Source organism: Klebsiella sp. H-Nf2, assembly GCF_002806645.1.
Classification (GTDB): Bacteria; Pseudomonadota; Gammaproteobacteria; order Enterobacterales; family Enterobacteriaceae; genus Klebsiella; species Klebsiella variicola.
This window is the reverse complement of the sequence record NZ_PIBL01000002.1, coordinates 613,394-629,108: the sequence shown is the minus strand read 5'-3', so window position 1 is coordinate 629,108 and position 15,715 is coordinate 613,394. Positions and strand designations below refer to the sequence as shown.

General features: G+C 57.6%; 13 protein-coding genes, 5 tRNA genes and 1 other RNA gene. 3 read left to right on the top strand and 16 right to left on the bottom strand.

All coding sequences use genetic code 11. The features are described from left to right. The first annotated feature begins 29 nt into the window (after positions 1-29). The 3 genes from emrA (at position 30) to leuA (ending at position 4,569) form a co-directional block, all read left to right on the top strand. Positions 30-1,202 carry a multidrug efflux MFS transporter periplasmic adaptor subunit EmrA gene (gene emrA, locus CWM58_RS09825; RefSeq protein WP_061153581.1) on the top strand — a complete coding sequence of 391 codons (1,173 nt, stop codon included), beginning with the start codon at positions 30-32 and terminating at the stop codon, positions 1,200-1,202. Positions 1,203-1,217: 15 nt separating this feature from the next. Further along, positions 1,218-2,756 (top strand): multidrug efflux MFS transporter permease subunit EmrB, encoded by a 1,539-nt coding sequence (gene emrB / locus CWM58_RS09820; RefSeq protein ID WP_061153580.1) that lies wholly within the window; start codon positions 1,218-1,220, stop codon positions 2,754-2,756. Between the two features lie 136 nt (positions 2,757-2,892). Then, positions 2,893-4,569: a 2-isopropylmalate synthase gene (gene leuA, locus CWM58_RS09815; protein WP_061153579.1), complete on the top strand. Its 1,677-nt coding sequence runs from the start codon at positions 2,893-2,895 to the stop codon at positions 4,567-4,569. On the opposite strand, the gene CWM58_RS09810 is transcribed toward leuA, so the two are convergent. The 16 genes from CWM58_RS09810 to recA all read right to left on the bottom strand — a co-directional run bounded on the left by CWM58_RS09810 (position 4,548) and on the right by recA (position 15,685). Further along, the gene (locus CWM58_RS09810) at positions 4,548-5,315 is read right to left on the bottom strand and encodes an AraC family transcriptional regulator (RefSeq protein ID WP_074387786.1); all 768 of its coding nucleotides are present in this window, start codon (positions 5,313-5,315) and stop codon (positions 4,548-4,550) included. The two genes, leuA and CWM58_RS09810, sit on opposite strands and share 22 nt — an antisense overlap. 52 nt (positions 5,316-5,367) lie before the next feature. Then, complete coding sequence (luxS, locus tag CWM58_RS09805; RefSeq protein ID WP_002914351.1) at positions 5,368-5,883, bottom strand: S-ribosylhomocysteine lyase; 516 nt, start codon at positions 5,881-5,883, stop codon at positions 5,368-5,370. A 163-nt stretch (positions 5,884-6,046) separates the two neighbouring features. Then, on the bottom strand, positions 6,047-7,603 hold the full coding sequence (gshA, locus tag CWM58_RS09800) for a glutamate--cysteine ligase (RefSeq protein ID WP_008806148.1): 1,557 nt from the start codon (positions 7,601-7,603) through the stop codon (positions 6,047-6,049). Between the two features lie 66 nt (positions 7,604-7,669). Next, positions 7,670-8,098, bottom strand: a complete 429-nt coding sequence (locus tag CWM58_RS09795) for a YqaA family protein (RefSeq protein WP_100680835.1) — start codon at positions 8,096-8,098, stop codon at positions 7,670-7,672. Beyond that, entirely contained in the window at positions 8,095-8,661 is a 567-nt protein-coding gene (yqaB, locus tag CWM58_RS09790) for a fructose-1-phosphate/6-phosphogluconate phosphatase (RefSeq protein WP_061153577.1), read from the bottom strand. Before yqaB ends, CWM58_RS09795 begins: the two co-directional genes overlap by 4 nt. A gap of 125 nt (positions 8,662-8,786) precedes the next feature. Then, a complete protein-coding gene (locus tag CWM58_RS09785) occupies positions 8,787-9,101 on the bottom strand; it encodes a BON domain-containing protein (RefSeq protein WP_061153576.1) in 315 nt (104 codons plus the stop codon). Positions 9,102-9,325: 224 nt separating this feature from the next. Then, positions 9,326-9,402, bottom strand: a tRNA-Arg gene (locus CWM58_RS09780). A gap of 96 nt (positions 9,403-9,498) precedes the next feature. Next, positions 9,499-9,629, bottom strand: a non-coding RNA gene (locus tag CWM58_RS09775) — RtT sRNA. Position 9,630: 1 nt separating this feature from the next. Next, positions 9,631-9,707, bottom strand: a tRNA-Arg gene (locus CWM58_RS09770). Between the two features lie 61 nt (positions 9,708-9,768). Further along, positions 9,769-9,845, bottom strand: a tRNA-Arg gene (locus tag CWM58_RS09765). A gap of 282 nt (positions 9,846-10,127) precedes the next feature. Continuing rightward, positions 10,128-10,204 (bottom strand) — tRNA-Arg (locus CWM58_RS09760). A gap of 4 nt (positions 10,205-10,208) precedes the next feature. Continuing rightward, positions 10,209-10,301: transfer RNA gene (locus CWM58_RS09755), tRNA-Ser, on the bottom strand. A 325-nt stretch (positions 10,302-10,626) separates the two neighbouring features. Next, positions 10,627-10,812 carry a carbon storage regulator CsrA gene (gene csrA, locus CWM58_RS09750; protein WP_000906486.1) on the bottom strand — a complete coding sequence of 62 codons (186 nt, stop codon included), beginning with the start codon at positions 10,810-10,812 and terminating at the stop codon, positions 10,627-10,629. Between the two features lie 364 nt (positions 10,813-11,176). Next, complete coding sequence (gene alaS / locus CWM58_RS09740; protein ID WP_100675862.1) at positions 11,177-13,804, bottom strand: alanine--tRNA ligase; 2,628 nt, start codon at positions 13,802-13,804, stop codon at positions 11,177-11,179. A gap of 251 nt (positions 13,805-14,055) precedes the next feature. Then, positions 14,056-14,556, bottom strand: a complete 501-nt coding sequence (gene recX / locus CWM58_RS09735; protein ID WP_061153574.1) for a recombination regulator RecX — start codon at positions 14,554-14,556, stop codon at positions 14,056-14,058. Positions 14,557-14,626: 70 nt separating this feature from the next. Beyond that, entirely contained in the window at positions 14,627-15,685 is a 1,059-nt protein-coding gene (gene recA / locus CWM58_RS09730) for a recombinase RecA (protein ID WP_061153573.1), read from the bottom strand. Positions 15,686-15,715: the final 30 nt, after the last annotated feature.

The following is a 15,715-nucleotide window of genomic DNA, read 5'->3' as shown; positions in this document are numbered from 1 at the left end:
TGTGAAATAATAAGATCGTGGAGAATAACATGAGCGCAAATGCGGAGAGCCAAACCCCGCAGCAACCAGGCAGCAAAAAAGGAAAGCGCAAAGGCGCACTCCTGTTGCTGACATTGCTCTTTATTATTATTGCCGTGGCATATGGGATTTACTGGTTTCTGGTACTGCGTCACTACGAAGAGACCGACGATGCCTACGTGGCAGGGAACCAGGTACAAATTATGGCCCAGGTCTCGGGCAGCGTGACCAAAGTCTGGGCAGACAACACGGACTACGTGCAGAAAGGCGATCCGCTGGTGACGCTCGATCAGACCGATGCCCAGCAGGCGTTTGAGAAAGCCAAAACGCAGCTGGCCGCCAGCGTCCGTCAGACCCGCCAGCAGATGATCAACAGCAAGCAATTGCAGGCGAACATCGACGTCAAAAAAACCGCCCTCGCCCAGGCGCAGGCAGACCTGAATCGCCGCATCCCGCTGGGCGCCGCGAACCTGATTGGCCGCGAAGAGCTGCAGCACGCCCGCGATACCGTCGCCAGCGCGCAGGCCGAACTCGACGTGGCAATCCAGCAATACAACGCCAACCAGGCGATCGTGCTGGGCACCAAACTGGAACAGCAGCCGGCGGTGCTGCAGGCGGCCACCGAAGTACGTAACGCCTGGCTGGCCCTGCAGCGTACGCAAATCGTCAGCCCGATTAGCGGCTACGTTTCCCGTCGCTCGGTACAGCCTGGGGCGCAGATTGGCACCACCACGCCGCTGATGGCGGTGGTCCCGGCGACCAACCTGTGGATCGACGCCAACTTTAAAGAGACCCAGCTGGCGCACATGCGCATCGGCCAGCCGGCTACCGTGATCAGCGACATCTATGGCGATGACGTGAAGTACACCGGCAAAGTGGTCGGCCTCGATATGGGCACCGGCAGCGCCTTCTCCCTGCTGCCGGCGCAGAACGCCACCGGTAACTGGATCAAAGTGGTACAGCGCCTGCCGGTCCGCATCGAGCTGGATGAAAAACAGCTGGCGGAACACCCGCTGCGCATCGGCCTCTCCACGCTGGTGGAAGTCAACACCACCGATCGCGATGGCGAAATGCTGGCCAGCCAGGTGCGAAGCTCCCCGGTCTACGAGAGCAATGCCCGCGAAATTGCGCTTGAGCCGGTCAATAAACTGATCGACGGTATCATCCAGGCCAACGCCGGATAATTCGGGGTGAGCGTAATGCAACAGCAAAAACCGCTCGAAGGCGCGCAACTGGTCATTATGACCATTGCACTGTCGCTGGCGACGTTCATGCAGGTGCTGGACTCCACTATCGCCAACGTGGCGATTCCGACCATCGCCGGTAACCTTGGCTCGTCGCTGAGCCAGGGAACCTGGGTCATCACCTCGTTCGGGGTGGCCAACGCCATCTCCATCCCCATTACCGGCTGGCTGGCGAAGCGCGTCGGCGAGGTGAAGCTCTTCGTCTGGTCGACGGTGGCATTCGCTATCGCCTCCTGGGCCTGCGGGGTGTCGAACAGCCTGACGATGCTGATTTTCTTCCGCGTCATTCAGGGGATCGTCGCCGGTCCGCTGATCCCGCTGTCGCAGAGCCTGTTGCTCAGCAACTACCCGCCGGCGAAGCGGTCGATTGCGCTGGCCCTGTGGTCAATGACCGTGATCGTCGCGCCGATCTGTGGCCCGATTCTCGGCGGCTATATCAGCGATAACTATCACTGGGGCTGGATCTTCTTCATCAACGTGCCGATTGGCGTGGCGGTGGTGATCATGACCCTGCAAACCCTGCGCAACCGTGAAACCCGCACCGAACAACGGCGCATCGACGGCGTGGGTCTCGCCCTGCTGATCATCGGTATCGGTAGCCTGCAGGTGATGCTCGACCGCGGTAAAGAGCTCGACTGGTTCGCTTCCAACGAGATTATCATCCTGACCATCGTGGCGGTGGTGGCGATAAGCTTCCTGATTGTCTGGGAGCTGACCGACGATAACCCGATAGTCGACCTCTCGCTGTTTAAGTCACGCAACTTCACCATCGGCTGTTTGTGTATCAGCCTGGCCTATATGCTCTACTTCGGCGCCATCGTGCTGCTGCCGCAACTGTTGCAGGAGGTCTACGGCTACACCGCCACCTGGGCAGGTCTGGCGTCGGCGCCGGTGGGGGTGATCCCGGTTATTCTGTCGCCAATCATCGGCCGCTTTGCGCATAAGCTCGATATGCGGCGGCTGGTGACCTTCAGCTTTATTATGTATGCGGTGTGCTTCTACTGGCGCGCGTGGACCTTTGAACCGGGTATGGACTTTGGTGCTTCGGCGTGGCCGCAGTTTATCCAGGGCTTCGCGGTAGCCTGCTTCTTCATGCCATTGACCACCATCACCCTCTCCGGCCTGCCGCCGGAGCGGCTGGCGGCGGCGTCGAGCTTGTCGAACTTTACCCGAACTCTGGCCGGCTCCATCGGGACCTCGATCACCACCACCATGTGGACCAACCGTGAGGCGCTGCACCATGCGCAGCTCACCGAGTCGGTGACGCCGTTCAACCCCAACGCCCAGCAGATGTACGATCAGCTGCAGGGCATGGGAATGACCCAGCAGCAGGCTTCCGGCTGGATAGCACAGCAGATAACCAACCAGGGGTTGATTATCTCCGCCAATGAAATCTTCTGGGTCTCGGCGGGGATCTTTATTCTTCTGCTCAGCCTGGTGTGGTTCGCCAGGCCGCCATTCAGCGCCGGCGGCGGCGGTGGGGGCGCACACTAAGCATCAGACTAAGGGACCTGCGGGTCCCTTTTTTATGGCGTCAGATTGTCCAATTCTCGCTAGTTTCTGTCTCGTTTGCGAAAGCCCGCCACCCGGCGCTAGGGCAGGATAAAGGCTGACCATTAAGGAGAATACTATGCTGAGCCATCCTGCTGAAAAGTACCGTCCCTATCCGCCGATTGCCCTGCCGGACCGCCGCTGGCCCGACCGGCAAATCAGCCACGCCCCGCGCTGGCTGTCGACCGACCTGCGCGACGGCAACCAGGCGCTGGCGGAGCCCATGGACAGCGCCCGCAAACTGCAGTTCTGGGATCTGCTGCTGGAGTGCGGCTTTAAAGAGATTGAGGTCGCCTTCCCTTCCGCTTCGCAAACCGATTTCAACTTCGTCCGCCAGCTGATCGACGAGCAGCGCATCCCGGAAGATGTCACCATCCAGGTGCTGACCCAGGCGCGGGATCCGCTGATCCTGCGCACCTTTGAGGCGCTGCGCGGCGCCCGCCAGGCCACCGTCCACCTCTACAATGCCACCGCGCCGCTGTTTCGCGAGCTGGTCTTCGGGATGGATAAAGCCGAAGTGATCGCCCTGGCGACCCGCGCCACCCGACTTATCCGCCAGCAGTGCGAACAGCAGTCGGAGACCCGCTGGCAATACGAATACTCACCAGAGACCTTCTGCTTTACCGAACCCGAGTTTGCACTTGAGATTTGCGAGGCGGTGGCGGACGTCTGGCAGCCCTGCGCCGAACGGCCGATGATCGTCAATCTGCCGGCGACGGTGGAAGTGAACACCCCCAACGTGTATGCCGATCAGATCGAGTATTTTTGCCGCCACTTCTCCCGCCGCGGCGAAGTCTGCATCAGCGTGCACCCGCATAACGACCGCGGGACCGGTGTCGCCAGCGCCGAGCTGGCGGTGATGGCCGGCGCCGATCGGGTGGAAGGCTGCCTGTTTGGCAATGGCGAACGCACCGGCAACGTCTGCCTGGTCACGCTGGCCATGAACCTCTACAGCCAAGGCATCGACCCCCAGCTTCGCTTCGAGCAGATGAACCGGGTGGTGGAGGTGGTGGAAAACTGCAACCAGATCCCCGTTCACCCGCGCCACCCGTGGGCGGGAAGTCTGGCTTACACCGCCTTCTCCGGCTCCCATCAGGATGCGATCAAAAAAGGGTTTGATGCCCGTCAGCCTGGCGATCCATGGCAGATGCCCTACCTGCCCATTGACCCACAGGATATTGGCTGTAGCTATGAGGCGGTGATCCGCGTCAACAGCCAGTCGGGGAAAAGCGGTAGCGCCTGGCTTATCGAACAAAATCATGGTCTCAAGCTGCCCCGCGGGCTGCAGCAGGACTTCAGTCAGCATGTACAGCAGGCGACCGATAGCGACGGCAAAGAGATGACCCACCACGCGCTGTGGCAGCTGTTCCGCACGCGCTACGGCCTGCTGGCGCAGCCTGCGCTGACGCTGCTTGATTATCAGAGCGCCAGCCAACAGGATGGCCAGCTTTCGCTGCAGGCGACGCTGCGACACCACGGCGAAACCCGACGTCTGCAGGGCCAGGGCAACGGCCTGCTGTCGGCCGCCGCCAGCGGCCTCAGCGCACTGCTCAGACAGCCGTTTATGATCAAGGACTACCATGAGCATACCCTTGGCGCGCGCAGCGACAGTCGGTCGGTCGCCTATATCCGCTGCGTTTTTCCGCAAGGTGAAAGCTACTGGGGGGTAGGGATTGATAATGACGTGGCGCGCGCTTCGCTGCAGGCATTGTGCAATGCGATCAGCGTCGCCGATCAGGTCGGAGGGCGAAAATAGTCGCTGGGAGCAACGCCCATCACCCGACGAAACATGGCGCTGAAGGCGCTGTGGCTGCCGTAGCCCAGCTCCAGCGCCACCCGCAGCACGGAGTGACCCTGCGCCAGGCGAATCAGCGCTTCCATTAGCTTCGCCCGGCGCACCCACTCGCTCCACGTCAGGCTAGTCTGCTGCTGAAAATGGCGGTTAAGCGTTCGCTCACTCATGCTGCACGCCTTCGCCGCCTGGCCGCTGCTCCAGACATCGCCCGGCGTCTCACGCACCTGCTGACATAGCCGACGCAGCGTGTCGCTTTGCGGTTCCGGCAGGCCAAACGGCAGGATCGCCATCCCGCGGATCTCATCGAGGATCAGCTCATAAATCCGTTCGTCACGGCTGGCGGGGGCATAGCGCTCGGCCAGTCCCAGGGATGAGACGATCAGTTCCCGCAGCAGCGGCGTGATCTGTACGATCTGGCAGCCCGCCGGGAGATCGGCGCGCGCCAGCGGATCGATAAACAGCGTGCGCGCCGCCACGTTGCCGGTCATACGCAGCGCGTGCGGCGTTCCCGCCGGCAGCCAGACGCCGCGCCCGGGCGGCACCACCCAGTAACCTGCCGGTGTCGCGACCCGCACCACGCCGCTTAAAATATGCAGCAGCTGGGCGCAGTCATGCTGATGCCAGTCTTCCTGGTCACCGTGGGCATAATCATGGGCAAAAGGCACCAGCGGGCGGTGCTGAAAGGAGAACGTCGTGGTGGTCGTCATGGCGGCGTCAGGAGAGCGGCCCGGCGACAGGCGTCGGGCCGTGGCGGAAGCACTAGATGTGCAGTTCCTGCAGTTTTTCTTTCGGCAGCGCCAGTTCGTCGTTGCTGTTGATGCGCACATCGCGCTCAATGATATGACGAGCGATGTCCTGGGCCTCTTCCAGCGAGTGCATGGTATAGGTTCCGCACTGGTAAACGTTGAGCTCCGGGATCTGGTTCTGATCTTTTACCTTCAGTACATCGGCCATCGCCGCTTTCCAGGCGTCAGCGACGCGCTGCTCATCTGGCGTACCAATCAGGCTCATATAGAACCCGGTGCGGCAGCCCATCGGCGAAATGTCGATAATTTCCACGCCATTCCCGTTCAGGTGATCGCGCATAAAGCCCGCGAACAGGTGCTCCAGGGTGTGGATACCGCGCTCCGGCATCACTTCCTGGTTCGGCACGCAGAAGCGCAGATCGAAAACGGTGATTTCATCGCCATGCGGCGTGTTCATTTTCTTCGCGACACGCACCGCTGGGGCTTCCATTCGGGTATGGTCGACTGTGAAACTATCTAACAACGGCATTCGTCACCTCCGGGAGTGATTTTTTTTAAAATAAAATGAACTCTTTGTTCAGCCGCGAGTCTCAGTATATGAAAGACGCGCATTTATTATCATCATCATCCCTGAATCAGAGATGAAAGTTTGGCCACATTGATGTGGCCTTTTTCTTTTGTATCGTCAGCGGCTACGCGTGTCGTGCCAGCAGCGCTTCAAACGGCTCACTGTCTTCCGCTTCCACTTTCTTCTGCCGCGCCACCGATGCCTCGCGCTCCGCGATGAAATCGGCTTCGCTCAGGATCTCCAGCGGCTCTTCACGCAGCTGCGTCCGATAGCGATCCGCCAATGCACGGCCAGTGCCGCCAATCCCTTCTTCAATCATAGAACGCAGAATGCGGGCTGAGAAGGTTAATTCCGGATCGTCAAAGCAGGCCAGCAGCTCGTCGCAGACCTGCTGATATGCCTGGCCACCGTGGATACTGTCAAGGGTCTGCGCCACGCGGCGTAAATCGCGGAACAGATCTTTGCCCACCTGAGCCAACGGGAACTGCGCGCTTTCGCAGCCAATCCCCAGCGTTAAGCCCGGCTTACGCCCTTCCAGAATCACCCGATTCCAGTTGGTGCGGGTGCACAGCAGCTCATCACTGCTCATCTCCGGCGCGTCGGCCAGCGCGCACCAGACCATAAACAGATCGAGGAAACGCACCTGCTGGGCGTCAACGCCGATCGGCGAGAACGGGTTGATATCCAGCGAACGCACTTCAATGTACTCAATGCCGCCGCGTAGCAGCGCATCGGACGGGGTTTCGCCCCGACGGGTGACGCGTTTCGGACGGATCGGCGCATAGAGTTCGTTTTCAATCTGCAGGATATTGCTGTTGATCTGCAGATACTTGCCGTCTTTCTGCAGCCCGATTTTGGCGTACTCTTCCGACGGCGTTTTAATCGCCCGCTTCAATCCTGCCACATACTCGTGCAGATCGTTAAACGTAATTCCGAGATTGCTTTGCGACTTATTGGTATAACCGAGGTCGCTAAGGCGCAGCGAGGTGGCGTACGGCAGGTAGTACATACCGTTACCCGCTTCCTCAAAAGGCAGCGTCGTCGGTTTCCCTTGCAGGAACGAAGAGCAAATCGCCGGCGAAGCGCCAAACAGATAAGGGATCACCCAGCCAAAGCGATAGTAGTTACGAATCGAGCGGAAATAGCCCGCCGAGATAGCTTCTTTACCGCTTTCGACGTCTTCCACGCCGCACTTCGCCTGCCAGAACGCCATCGGCAGCGAGAAGTTATAGTGCACGCCGGAGATAGTCTGCATCAGCGCGCCATAGCGGTTCTTCAGCCCCTCGCGATACAGCGTTTTCAGACGCCCCACGTTTGAGGTGCCGTACTGCGCCAGCTCAATATCCTGACCGGGAGCGATATAGCATGGCATACTCAGCGGCCACATCCGCTCGTCGCCCAGCTGACGCGCGGTATAGCGATGGACATCGCGCATAAAGGTCAGCATATGCTCAATATCGCCATCTACCGGCGTAATGAACTCGAGTAAAGCTTCGGCAAAATCGGTAGTAATCCATTTATGCGTCAGCGCTGAGCCTAACGCCAGAGGGTGACCGGTCGTTGCAAGGGTGCCGTCGGCGTTAACGCGCAGCGTTTCCCGCTCCAGACCACGTTGAATACCTTGCAGAGCCTGCGGATGTTTTTCCAGCCAGGCCAGCGCCTGTGATACGTCCGGGATCAATTTGACCTCCCGCCTGTCGAAATCGTTTGAATAAGCATAATTGTAATGGATGAACTATCAGTCCAATTAGTGCCACCACGTCATGCCCTGAAGCGTCGCTGCCGCAATAACGATATAGCGCAGCGCCTTACCAAGGCATAAGAAAAAGAGTACCGGTCCCCAGGAAATGCGCATCCATCCCGCCAGCAAACACAGTAAATCACCGACAACCGGCGCCCAGCTCAGTAAGAGCGTGACCGCGCCGTAGCGCTTAAGCCAGCCGGTCGCCCGCTCCTGCCAGCGCGAGGTTTTGCGCAGCGGAAACAAGCGCCCCAGAATAACGTTAGTTACCCCTCCAAGGCTATTGCCGATTGTTGCTATTAATACTAACCACCATGGATGACTGACCCCTGCAAGTAGCATAGCCACCAGCACAACCTCCGAATTACCGGGAAGCAGCGTGGCGCTTAAAAAGCTACTGGCAAACAGCGAGGTGAGTGACAGCGCGTCGCTCACAGCAAACGCACGTCAACAGCGTCCATGCCTGCGCGCTTCGCCGCCTGCAGACCAAAGTCGGCATCTTCGAAGACCACGCAGTTTTCCGGCGCGACGCCCATGCGCTCGGCGCACAGCAGGAAGGTATCGGGCGCGGGTTTATGGTTGACCACATGATCGGCCGCCACCACCGCAGTGAAGTAATGACGCAGGCCCAGGTGCGCCAGCAGTGCCTCGGCGACGGCGCTTTCGCTGCCGGTACCCACCGACATCGGGCGACGGCCATGCCACGCCTTGACCACCTCAATCAGCGGCAATGGGCGTACGCTGTCCAGCAGCATCGCCTTAACCGCCTGGGTTTTTTCCTGCGCCAGGCGATGTGGATCGAGATCCGCTTGGTTGAGTTCAATAATCGCCTGGGCAATCCGCCAGGTTGGTGAGCCATTGAGCGCGACCATCGCCTGTTCGTCGAAACGCATACCGTAGCGGCCCAACACCTCGTTCCATGCCTGACGATGCGTCGGCTCGGTATCGAGAATGGTGCCATCCATATCAAAGATCAGTCCTGCGTAACCTTCGTACATTGTCTTCTCACCAACCGGTTAATGAATGGTTACTCTATCGCAAAAGCCCGTCGTTGTCGCGGCCAGCGGCTTAAACGACAAAGGCGCCCTCAGGCGCCTTCAGGCATAAAACCAGATAGCCGGTCTTATTTAATACGCAGATCGTTCTCGACCATTCGCACGCCCTGCACCCGACGGGTGACTTCTACCGCACGTTTAGCGCTATCAGCAGAGGAGACAAACCCGCTCAACTGCACGCGGCCTTTAAAGGTCTGGACGCTGATTTCTGAGGACTTGATTTCTTTATCATTAAAGAGCGCCGTTTTCACCTTAGTGGTCACCACGGTATCGTCAATGTAACCGCCGGTGCTTTCTTTGGTGGACGAACCGGCACAGCCAGTAAGGGCCGTCGCCACCAGCAGCGTCGCGCAAAAAGCAGGTATTGCTTTGAACCATTTCATGGATTTCTCTCCTTGCATTTATCTCAGCCTGATAACGCTGATATACAAGGATAAATTATAGTGGAAAGCGCGGCTTGCCAATAAAAAAAGTCAGGATGAAATCGGTGATGGAAAACGAGGTAATCGGGATGGAGAGAGAAGAGTGAGGATGGTGTATTCGAAAGGGTGCTGGCGATAATTTCGCAGACCGTAAAACAACATCGTCGCTGTTATTAAGGAGAATATGGTGCATCCGGGAGGATTCGAACCTCCGACCGCTCGGTTCGTAGCCGAGTACTCTATCCAGCTGAGCTACGGATGCATCGGGAAAGCTATTTTACTGCGGGGTTACTCTCCTGGCACTTACGATGGTTTCGCAAACCAGATAACAACATCGTCGCTGTTACTAAGGAGAATATGGTGCATCCGGGAGGATTACTCGGCTGCGCCTCGCCCTACGGGCCGTTGCTTACGCAACGTTATCCTCCCTGGTGCTGGCGATAATTTCGCAGACCGTAAAACAACATCGTCGCTGTTATTAAGGAGGATATGGTGCATCCGGGAGGATTCGAACCTCCGACCGCTCGGTTCGTAGCCGAGTACTCTATCCAGCTGAGCTACGGATGCATCGGGATTACTGCTGTAATTCTGATATCAAATTTCGCGATTTGCCATTCTTATTAAAGAATGGTGCATCCGGGAGGATTCGAACCTCCGACCGCTCGGTTCGTAGCCGAGTACTCTATCCAGCTGAGCTACGGATGCATCGGGAAACTTGCTTTACTACGCGTCAGTGTCACAACTAACACATGCCACACTGAGTATGATGGCCTAATCGGTAGAGTGACTCGATTATGCCTCGCACTGCGGGCCGCTGCTTTCACAGCGTTCTTCTCTCTTAATTCAGAAAGAAGATGGTGCATCCGGGAGGATTACTCGGCTGCGCCTCGCCCTACGGGCCGTTGTTTACTCAACGTTATCCTCCCTGGTGCTGGCGATAATTTCGCAGCCCCTGCAACAACGATATCGCTGTTACTAAGGAGAATATGGTGCATCCGGGAGGATTCGAACCTCCGACCGCTCGGTTCGTAGCCGAGTACTCTATCCAGCTGAGCTACGGATGCAAAATGGCGGTGAGGCGGGGATTCGAACCCCGGATGCAGCTTTTGACCGCATACTCCCTTAGCAGGGGAGCGCCTTCAGCCTCTCGGCCACCTCACCACACACACGCCTCTTTCGAGTGCTTTGAAGAACTTGTTTCTGCTCTTCGTCGCTGCGATGGCGCACATATTACTTTCTGGTACTTATAAGTCAAACACTTTTTCGAGACCTTCTTTCGTTTGCACACTTCGCACGCAATTCGCGTGCAAAAACGGCAAAAAGGGCAATTTATCAACAGGAAATCAGACCTGGCGCTGACATAACGCCAAACAGCCAAAGCGGCAAAGGGTGATGAAAACCGGTATTGCGCAGGGGGAAAAAGTGAAAAAGGCAAAAATAACGGCGGGAAGGGATGCGCCTCACTGGACAGCGAGGCGCGGAAACCTTAGTAACTGGACTGCTGGGATTTTTCAGCCTGAATACGCTGGTAGATCTCTTCACGGTGAACAGATACTTCTTTAGGGGCGTTTACGCCAATACGAACCTGGTTACCCTTCACCCCTAAAACTGTCACAGTGACCTCATCTCCAATCATGAGGGTCTCACCAACTCGACGAGTCAGAATCAGCATTCTTTGCTCCTTGAAAGATTAAAAGAGTCGGGTCTCTCGTATCCCGGCATTATCCATCATATAACGCCAAAAAGTAAGCGATGACAAATACCTTGCGGTATAAGGCAGTCATGGCATCACATTCTGTTAAACCTAAGTTTAGCCGATATACACAATTTCAACCCGACTTTATCGTTATCAGTACTTATGACGCAAGGTGCCGTTCCCCCGAGGTTACGGCACCTATACCCGTCATACTTCACGTTGCATGTGTGTTGGCTTTCCTCACTCACCCCAGTCACTTACTTGAGTAAGTTCCTGGGGATTCGCTACGTCGCCGCCTTCCTGCAACTCGAATTACTTAGGGTATAGGCGTTTATAGTTATTACAGTTTTGCGCTGACCCAGCCTTTCACACTGGCTAACGCTGCAGGGAGAGCAGACGCATCGGTACCACCGGCCTGCGCCATATCCGGACGACCGCCCCCTTTACCGCCCACCTGCTGAGCGACCATACCAACCAGCTCCCCTGCTTTCACGCGATCTGTCACATCCTTAGACACACCGGCAATCAGGGAAACTTTACCGTCTGCGACCGTAGCCAACACCACAATCGTCGAACCCAGCTGGTTCTTCAGATCATCAACCATGGTACGCAGCATCTTCGGCTCCACGCCGGCCAGCTCGCTGACCAGCAGCTTAACGCCGTTAATCTCTTCCGCTTTGCTGGAGAGGTTTGCGCTCTCCTGCGCCGCAGCCTGCTCTTTCAGCTGCTGCAGCTCTTTTTCCAGCTGACGGGTACGCTCCAGCGCGGCGCGAACTTTCTCGCCGAGATTGTGGCTGTCACCCTTCAACAGCTGTGCGATATCGCTGAGCTGATCGCTCTGCGCGTGCAGCATGGCTATCGCGCCTTCGCCGGTTACCGCTTCGATACGGCGCACGCCAGCGGCGGTACCGGACTCTGAGGTGATACGGAACAGGCCGATATCACCGGTACGCGCCGCGTGAGTCCCGCCGCACAGTTCGGTGGAGAAGTCGCCCATCTGCAGCACGCGGACGCGGTCATCGTATTTCTCGCCGAACAGCGCCATGGCGCCGGATGCGCGCGCGGCGTCGATATCCATGATATTGGTTTCGATAGCCAGGTTACGACGGATCTGCGCGTTCACCAGATCTTCCACTGCACGAATTTCTTCCGGCTTCATCGCTTCGAAATGCGAGAAGTCAAAGCGCAGCGCTTTATCGTTAACCAGCGAGCCTTTCTGCGCCACATGGGTGCCGAGCACCTGGCGCAGCGCCGCGTGCATCAGATGCGTCGCGGAGTGGTTCAGACGAATACGCTGACGGCGAGCCTCATCCACATCGGCCTGCACCGCGTCACCCACTTTCAGGGAGCCGCTGGCGACTTTACCGATATGACCAATGGCCTGGCCGTACTTCTGCGTGTCGCTGACGGCGAAGGAGAAGCCCGCGCCTTTCAGTTCGCCTTTATCGCCCACCTGGCCGCCGGATTCTGCATAGAACGGGGTCTGATCGAGGATCACCACCGCTTCCTGGCCGGCGCTGACGCTATCCACCGCTTTACCGTCGATAAACAGCGCGGTGACTTTGCCGTTCAGCTCCAGATGGTCGTAACCTTTAAATTCAGAGGCGCCATCAACGCGGATCATCGCGTTATAGTCAGCGCCGAAACCGCTGGACTCGCGCGCGCGGCGGCGCTGCTCTTCCATGGCGGCTTCAAAGCCGGCTTCGTCAACTTTAATGTTGCGTTCGCGGCACACGTCCGCAGTCAGGTCGACCGGGAAGCCGTAGGTGTCGTACAGACGGAAGGCCGTTTCGCCATCCAGCGTGTCGCCTTTCAGCTTCGACAGCTCCTCATCCAGCAGCGCCAGTCCGCGCTCCAGAGTGCGGGCAAACTGCTCTTCTTCGGTTTTCAGCACCTGCTCAACCTGAGCCTGCTGCTGTTTCAGTTCTTCACCGGCGGAACCCATCACGGCGATCAGCGGGGCAACCAGTTTCCAGAAGAAGGTGTCCTTCGCGCCCAGCATGTTACCGTGGCGAATCGCGCGGCGAATGATGCGACGCAGCACGTAGCCGCGGTTTTCATTCGACGGGATCACACCGTCAGCGATCAGGAACGCACAGGAGCGAATGTGGTCGGCAATCACGCGCAGCGACTTGTTCGTCAGGTCGGTCGCGCCGGTGACTTTCGCCACGCTGGCGATCAGATCGCGGAACAGGTCAATATCATAGTTGGAGTTAACGTGCTGCAGCACGGCGGCAATACGCTCCAGCCCCATACCGGTATCAACGGACGGCTTCGGCAGCGGCTCCATGGTACCGTCAGCCTGACGGTTGAACTGCATAAAGACGATGTTCCAGATCTCAATGTAACGGTCGCCGTCTTCTTCCGGGCTTCCCGGAGGGCCACCCCAGATGTGATCGCCGTGGTCAAAGAAGATTTCGGTGCACGGGCCGCACGGCCCCGTGTCGCCCATCTGCCAGAAGTTATCAGAAGCAAACGCCGCGCCTTTGTTGTCGCCGATGCGGATAATCCGCTCGCGCGGAACGCCCACTTCGTTAGCCCAGATGTCGAACGCTTCGTCATCGGTCTCGTAAACGGTAACCCACAGCTTCTCTTTCGGCAGGGCGAACCAGTTTTCACCGGTCAGCAGTTCCCATGCGTATTTGATGGCATCCTGCTTGAAATAATCGCCGAAGCTGAAGTTGCCCAGCATTTCAAAGAAGGTGTGGTGACGCGCGGTGTAACCGACGTTTTCCAGATCGTTGTGTTTACCACCCGCACGCACGCAACGCTGCGCGGTGGTCGCGCGCGAATAATTACGTTTGTCGAGGCCAAGGAAGACATCCTTGAACTGGTTCATCCCGGCGTTGGTAAACAGCAGGGTTGGATCGTTGTGCGGCACCAGGGAGCTGCTGGCAACTACCTGATGTCCCTTACTATGGAAAAAGTCGAGAAACGCCTGACGGATCTCAGCGGTGCTCTTGCTCATAATTATCCTGAAATCAAGCTACACGTCATCCTTCAAGTCGCCTCTGTCCTGGCTGCGCTTGCTCTCCCGGCACCGAACTGACGTGCGTTCCAGAAGATGTTCTCTCTTGCCGCCCTGATGCAGCTTGAATGATTTTGTGTATAAGGAATAATCGCCCTGGACGCTGTCTGTACTGTCACAACCAGCGGCCCGACGGAATAAAGTGGGAATAAGATAAGTTTTCTTTACGGCGAAGTAAAATCCCCGATGGGTCAATCTGCAAAATTTCGCCAGATTTCCTGGATATCTTCCATCAGGTAGCCGCGGTAGAGCAGGAATCGCTGAACTTTCACTTTTTCAGTAAAGGCGGAAGGTAACGGTTCGCCGTATTTACGCTGCGCCTGCTCCCTGGCAAGGCTCACCCAGTCGATATCACATTCGCGCATCGCCTGTTCAACGGCCTGGCGGGCAATCCCTTTCTGGCTGAGCTCCTGGCGAATGCGCGCCGGGCCATAGCCTTTGCGGCTCCGGCTGGCGATGAACTGGCCGACAAAACGATTATCGTCGAGATAGCGGTTTTCAATACACCAGGCAACCACCTGCTCCAGCTCTTCGGGGGTGACGTCCAGCGCCTCGGGGCCATTTTTGCTCATTACCGGAGCAGCCAGTTTGCGCCGCAGCTCCTGTTCGCTGTGGTCGCGCATGGCCAGAATGCGAATAGCGCGGTCCAGCAGGCGAGCATAGCCGGAGCGGCGTGATGAAGGTTCAGTCACAGGCACCTCAATAATCTAAGAAAAGCAAAAGGGCTGCATAAGCAGCCCTTTATCACTCTGTTAGACGATATCAGAAATCTTGTTCCGTTTCTTCTGCGCCGTTGCCGTCAACGGCGAAGTCCGGCGTAGAGTCCTGGTTGTTGAGCAGCAGTTCGCGAACTTTCTTCTCAATTTCTTTCGCCGCCGCCGGGTTCTCTTTCAGCCAGGTGATCGCGTTCGCTTTACCCTGACCAATTTTGTCGCCGTTGTAGCTGTACCAGGCGCCTGCTTTCTCAATCAGCTTCTCTTTCACGCCAAGGTCAACCAGCTCGCCGAAGAAGTTGATGCCTTCACCGTAGAGGATCTGGAATTCAGCCTGTTTGAACGGCGCGGCGATTTTGTTTTTCACCACTTTCACGCGGGTTTCGCTGCCGACAACGTTGTCGCCCTCTTTCACCGCGCCGATGCGACGGATATCCAGACGCACGGAGGCGTAGAACTTCAGCGCGTTACCGCCGGTGGTGGTTTCCGGGTTACCGAACATTACGCCGATTTTCATACGGATCTGGTTGATGAAGATCAGCAGCGTGTTGGACTGCTTCAGGTTACCCGCCAGCTTACGCATCGCCTGGCTCATCATACGCGCCGCGAGACCCATGTGAGAATCGCCGATTTCGCCTTCGATTTCCGCTTTCGGCGTCAACGCCGCGACGGAGTCGACGACGATAACGTCAACCGCGCCGGAGCGCGCCAGCGCGTCACAGATTTCCAGCGCCTGCTCACCGGTGTCCGGCTGAGAACACAGCAGGTTGTCGATATCCACGCCCAGTTTGCGCGCATAGACCGGGTCCAGTGCGTGTTCGGCATCGATGAACGCACAGGTTTTACCTTCACGCTGCGCTGCGGCGATAACCTGCAACGTCAGGGTGGTTTTACCGGAAGATTCCGGCCCGTAGATCTCGACGATACGGCCCATTGGCAGACCGCCGGCGCCAAGCGCAATATCCAGAGAAAGCGAGCCGGTGGAGATGGTTTCTACGTCCATAGAACGGTCTTCACCCAGGCGCATGATGGAGCCTTTACCGAATTGCTTTTCGATCTGGCCCAGTGCAGCCGCCAACGCTTTCTGTTTGTTTTCGTCGATCGCCATTGTTACTCCTAATCATGCAGGGTGAAGCGT

Bases quoted from the DNA above. Each gene is read 5' to 3' on its own strand.
- leuA (WP_061153579.1), top strand. From the start codon at position 2,893: ATGCTGAGCCATCCTGCTGAAAAGTACCGTCCCTATCCGCCGATTGCC.
- recA (WP_061153573.1), bottom strand. From the start codon at position 15,685: ATGGCGATCGACGAAAACAAACAGAAAGCGTTGGCGGCTGCACTGGGC.
- yqaB (WP_061153577.1), bottom strand. From the start codon at position 8,661: ATGTACGAAGGTTACGCAGGACTGATCTTTGATATGGATGGCACCATT.
- alaS (WP_100675862.1), bottom strand. From the start codon at position 13,804: ATGAGCAAGAGCACCGCTGAGATCCGTCAGGCGTTTCTCGACTTTTTC.
- csrA (WP_000906486.1), bottom strand. From the start codon at position 10,812: ATGCTGATTCTGACTCGTCGAGTTGGTGAGACCCTCATGATTGGAGAT.
- emrA (WP_061153581.1), top strand. From the start codon at position 30: ATGAGCGCAAATGCGGAGAGCCAAACCCCGCAGCAACCAGGCAGCAAA.
- emrB (WP_061153580.1), top strand. From the start codon at position 1,218: ATGCAACAGCAAAAACCGCTCGAAGGCGCGCAACTGGTCATTATGACC.
- CWM58_RS09810 (WP_074387786.1), bottom strand. From the start codon at position 5,315: ATGACGACCACCACGACGTTCTCCTTTCAGCACCGCCCGCTGGTGCCT.
- CWM58_RS09785 (WP_061153576.1), bottom strand. From the start codon at position 9,101: ATGAAATGGTTCAAAGCAATACCTGCTTTTTGCGCGACGCTGCTGGTG.
- luxS (WP_002914351.1), bottom strand. From the start codon at position 5,883: ATGCCGTTGTTAGATAGTTTCACAGTCGACCATACCCGAATGGAAGCC.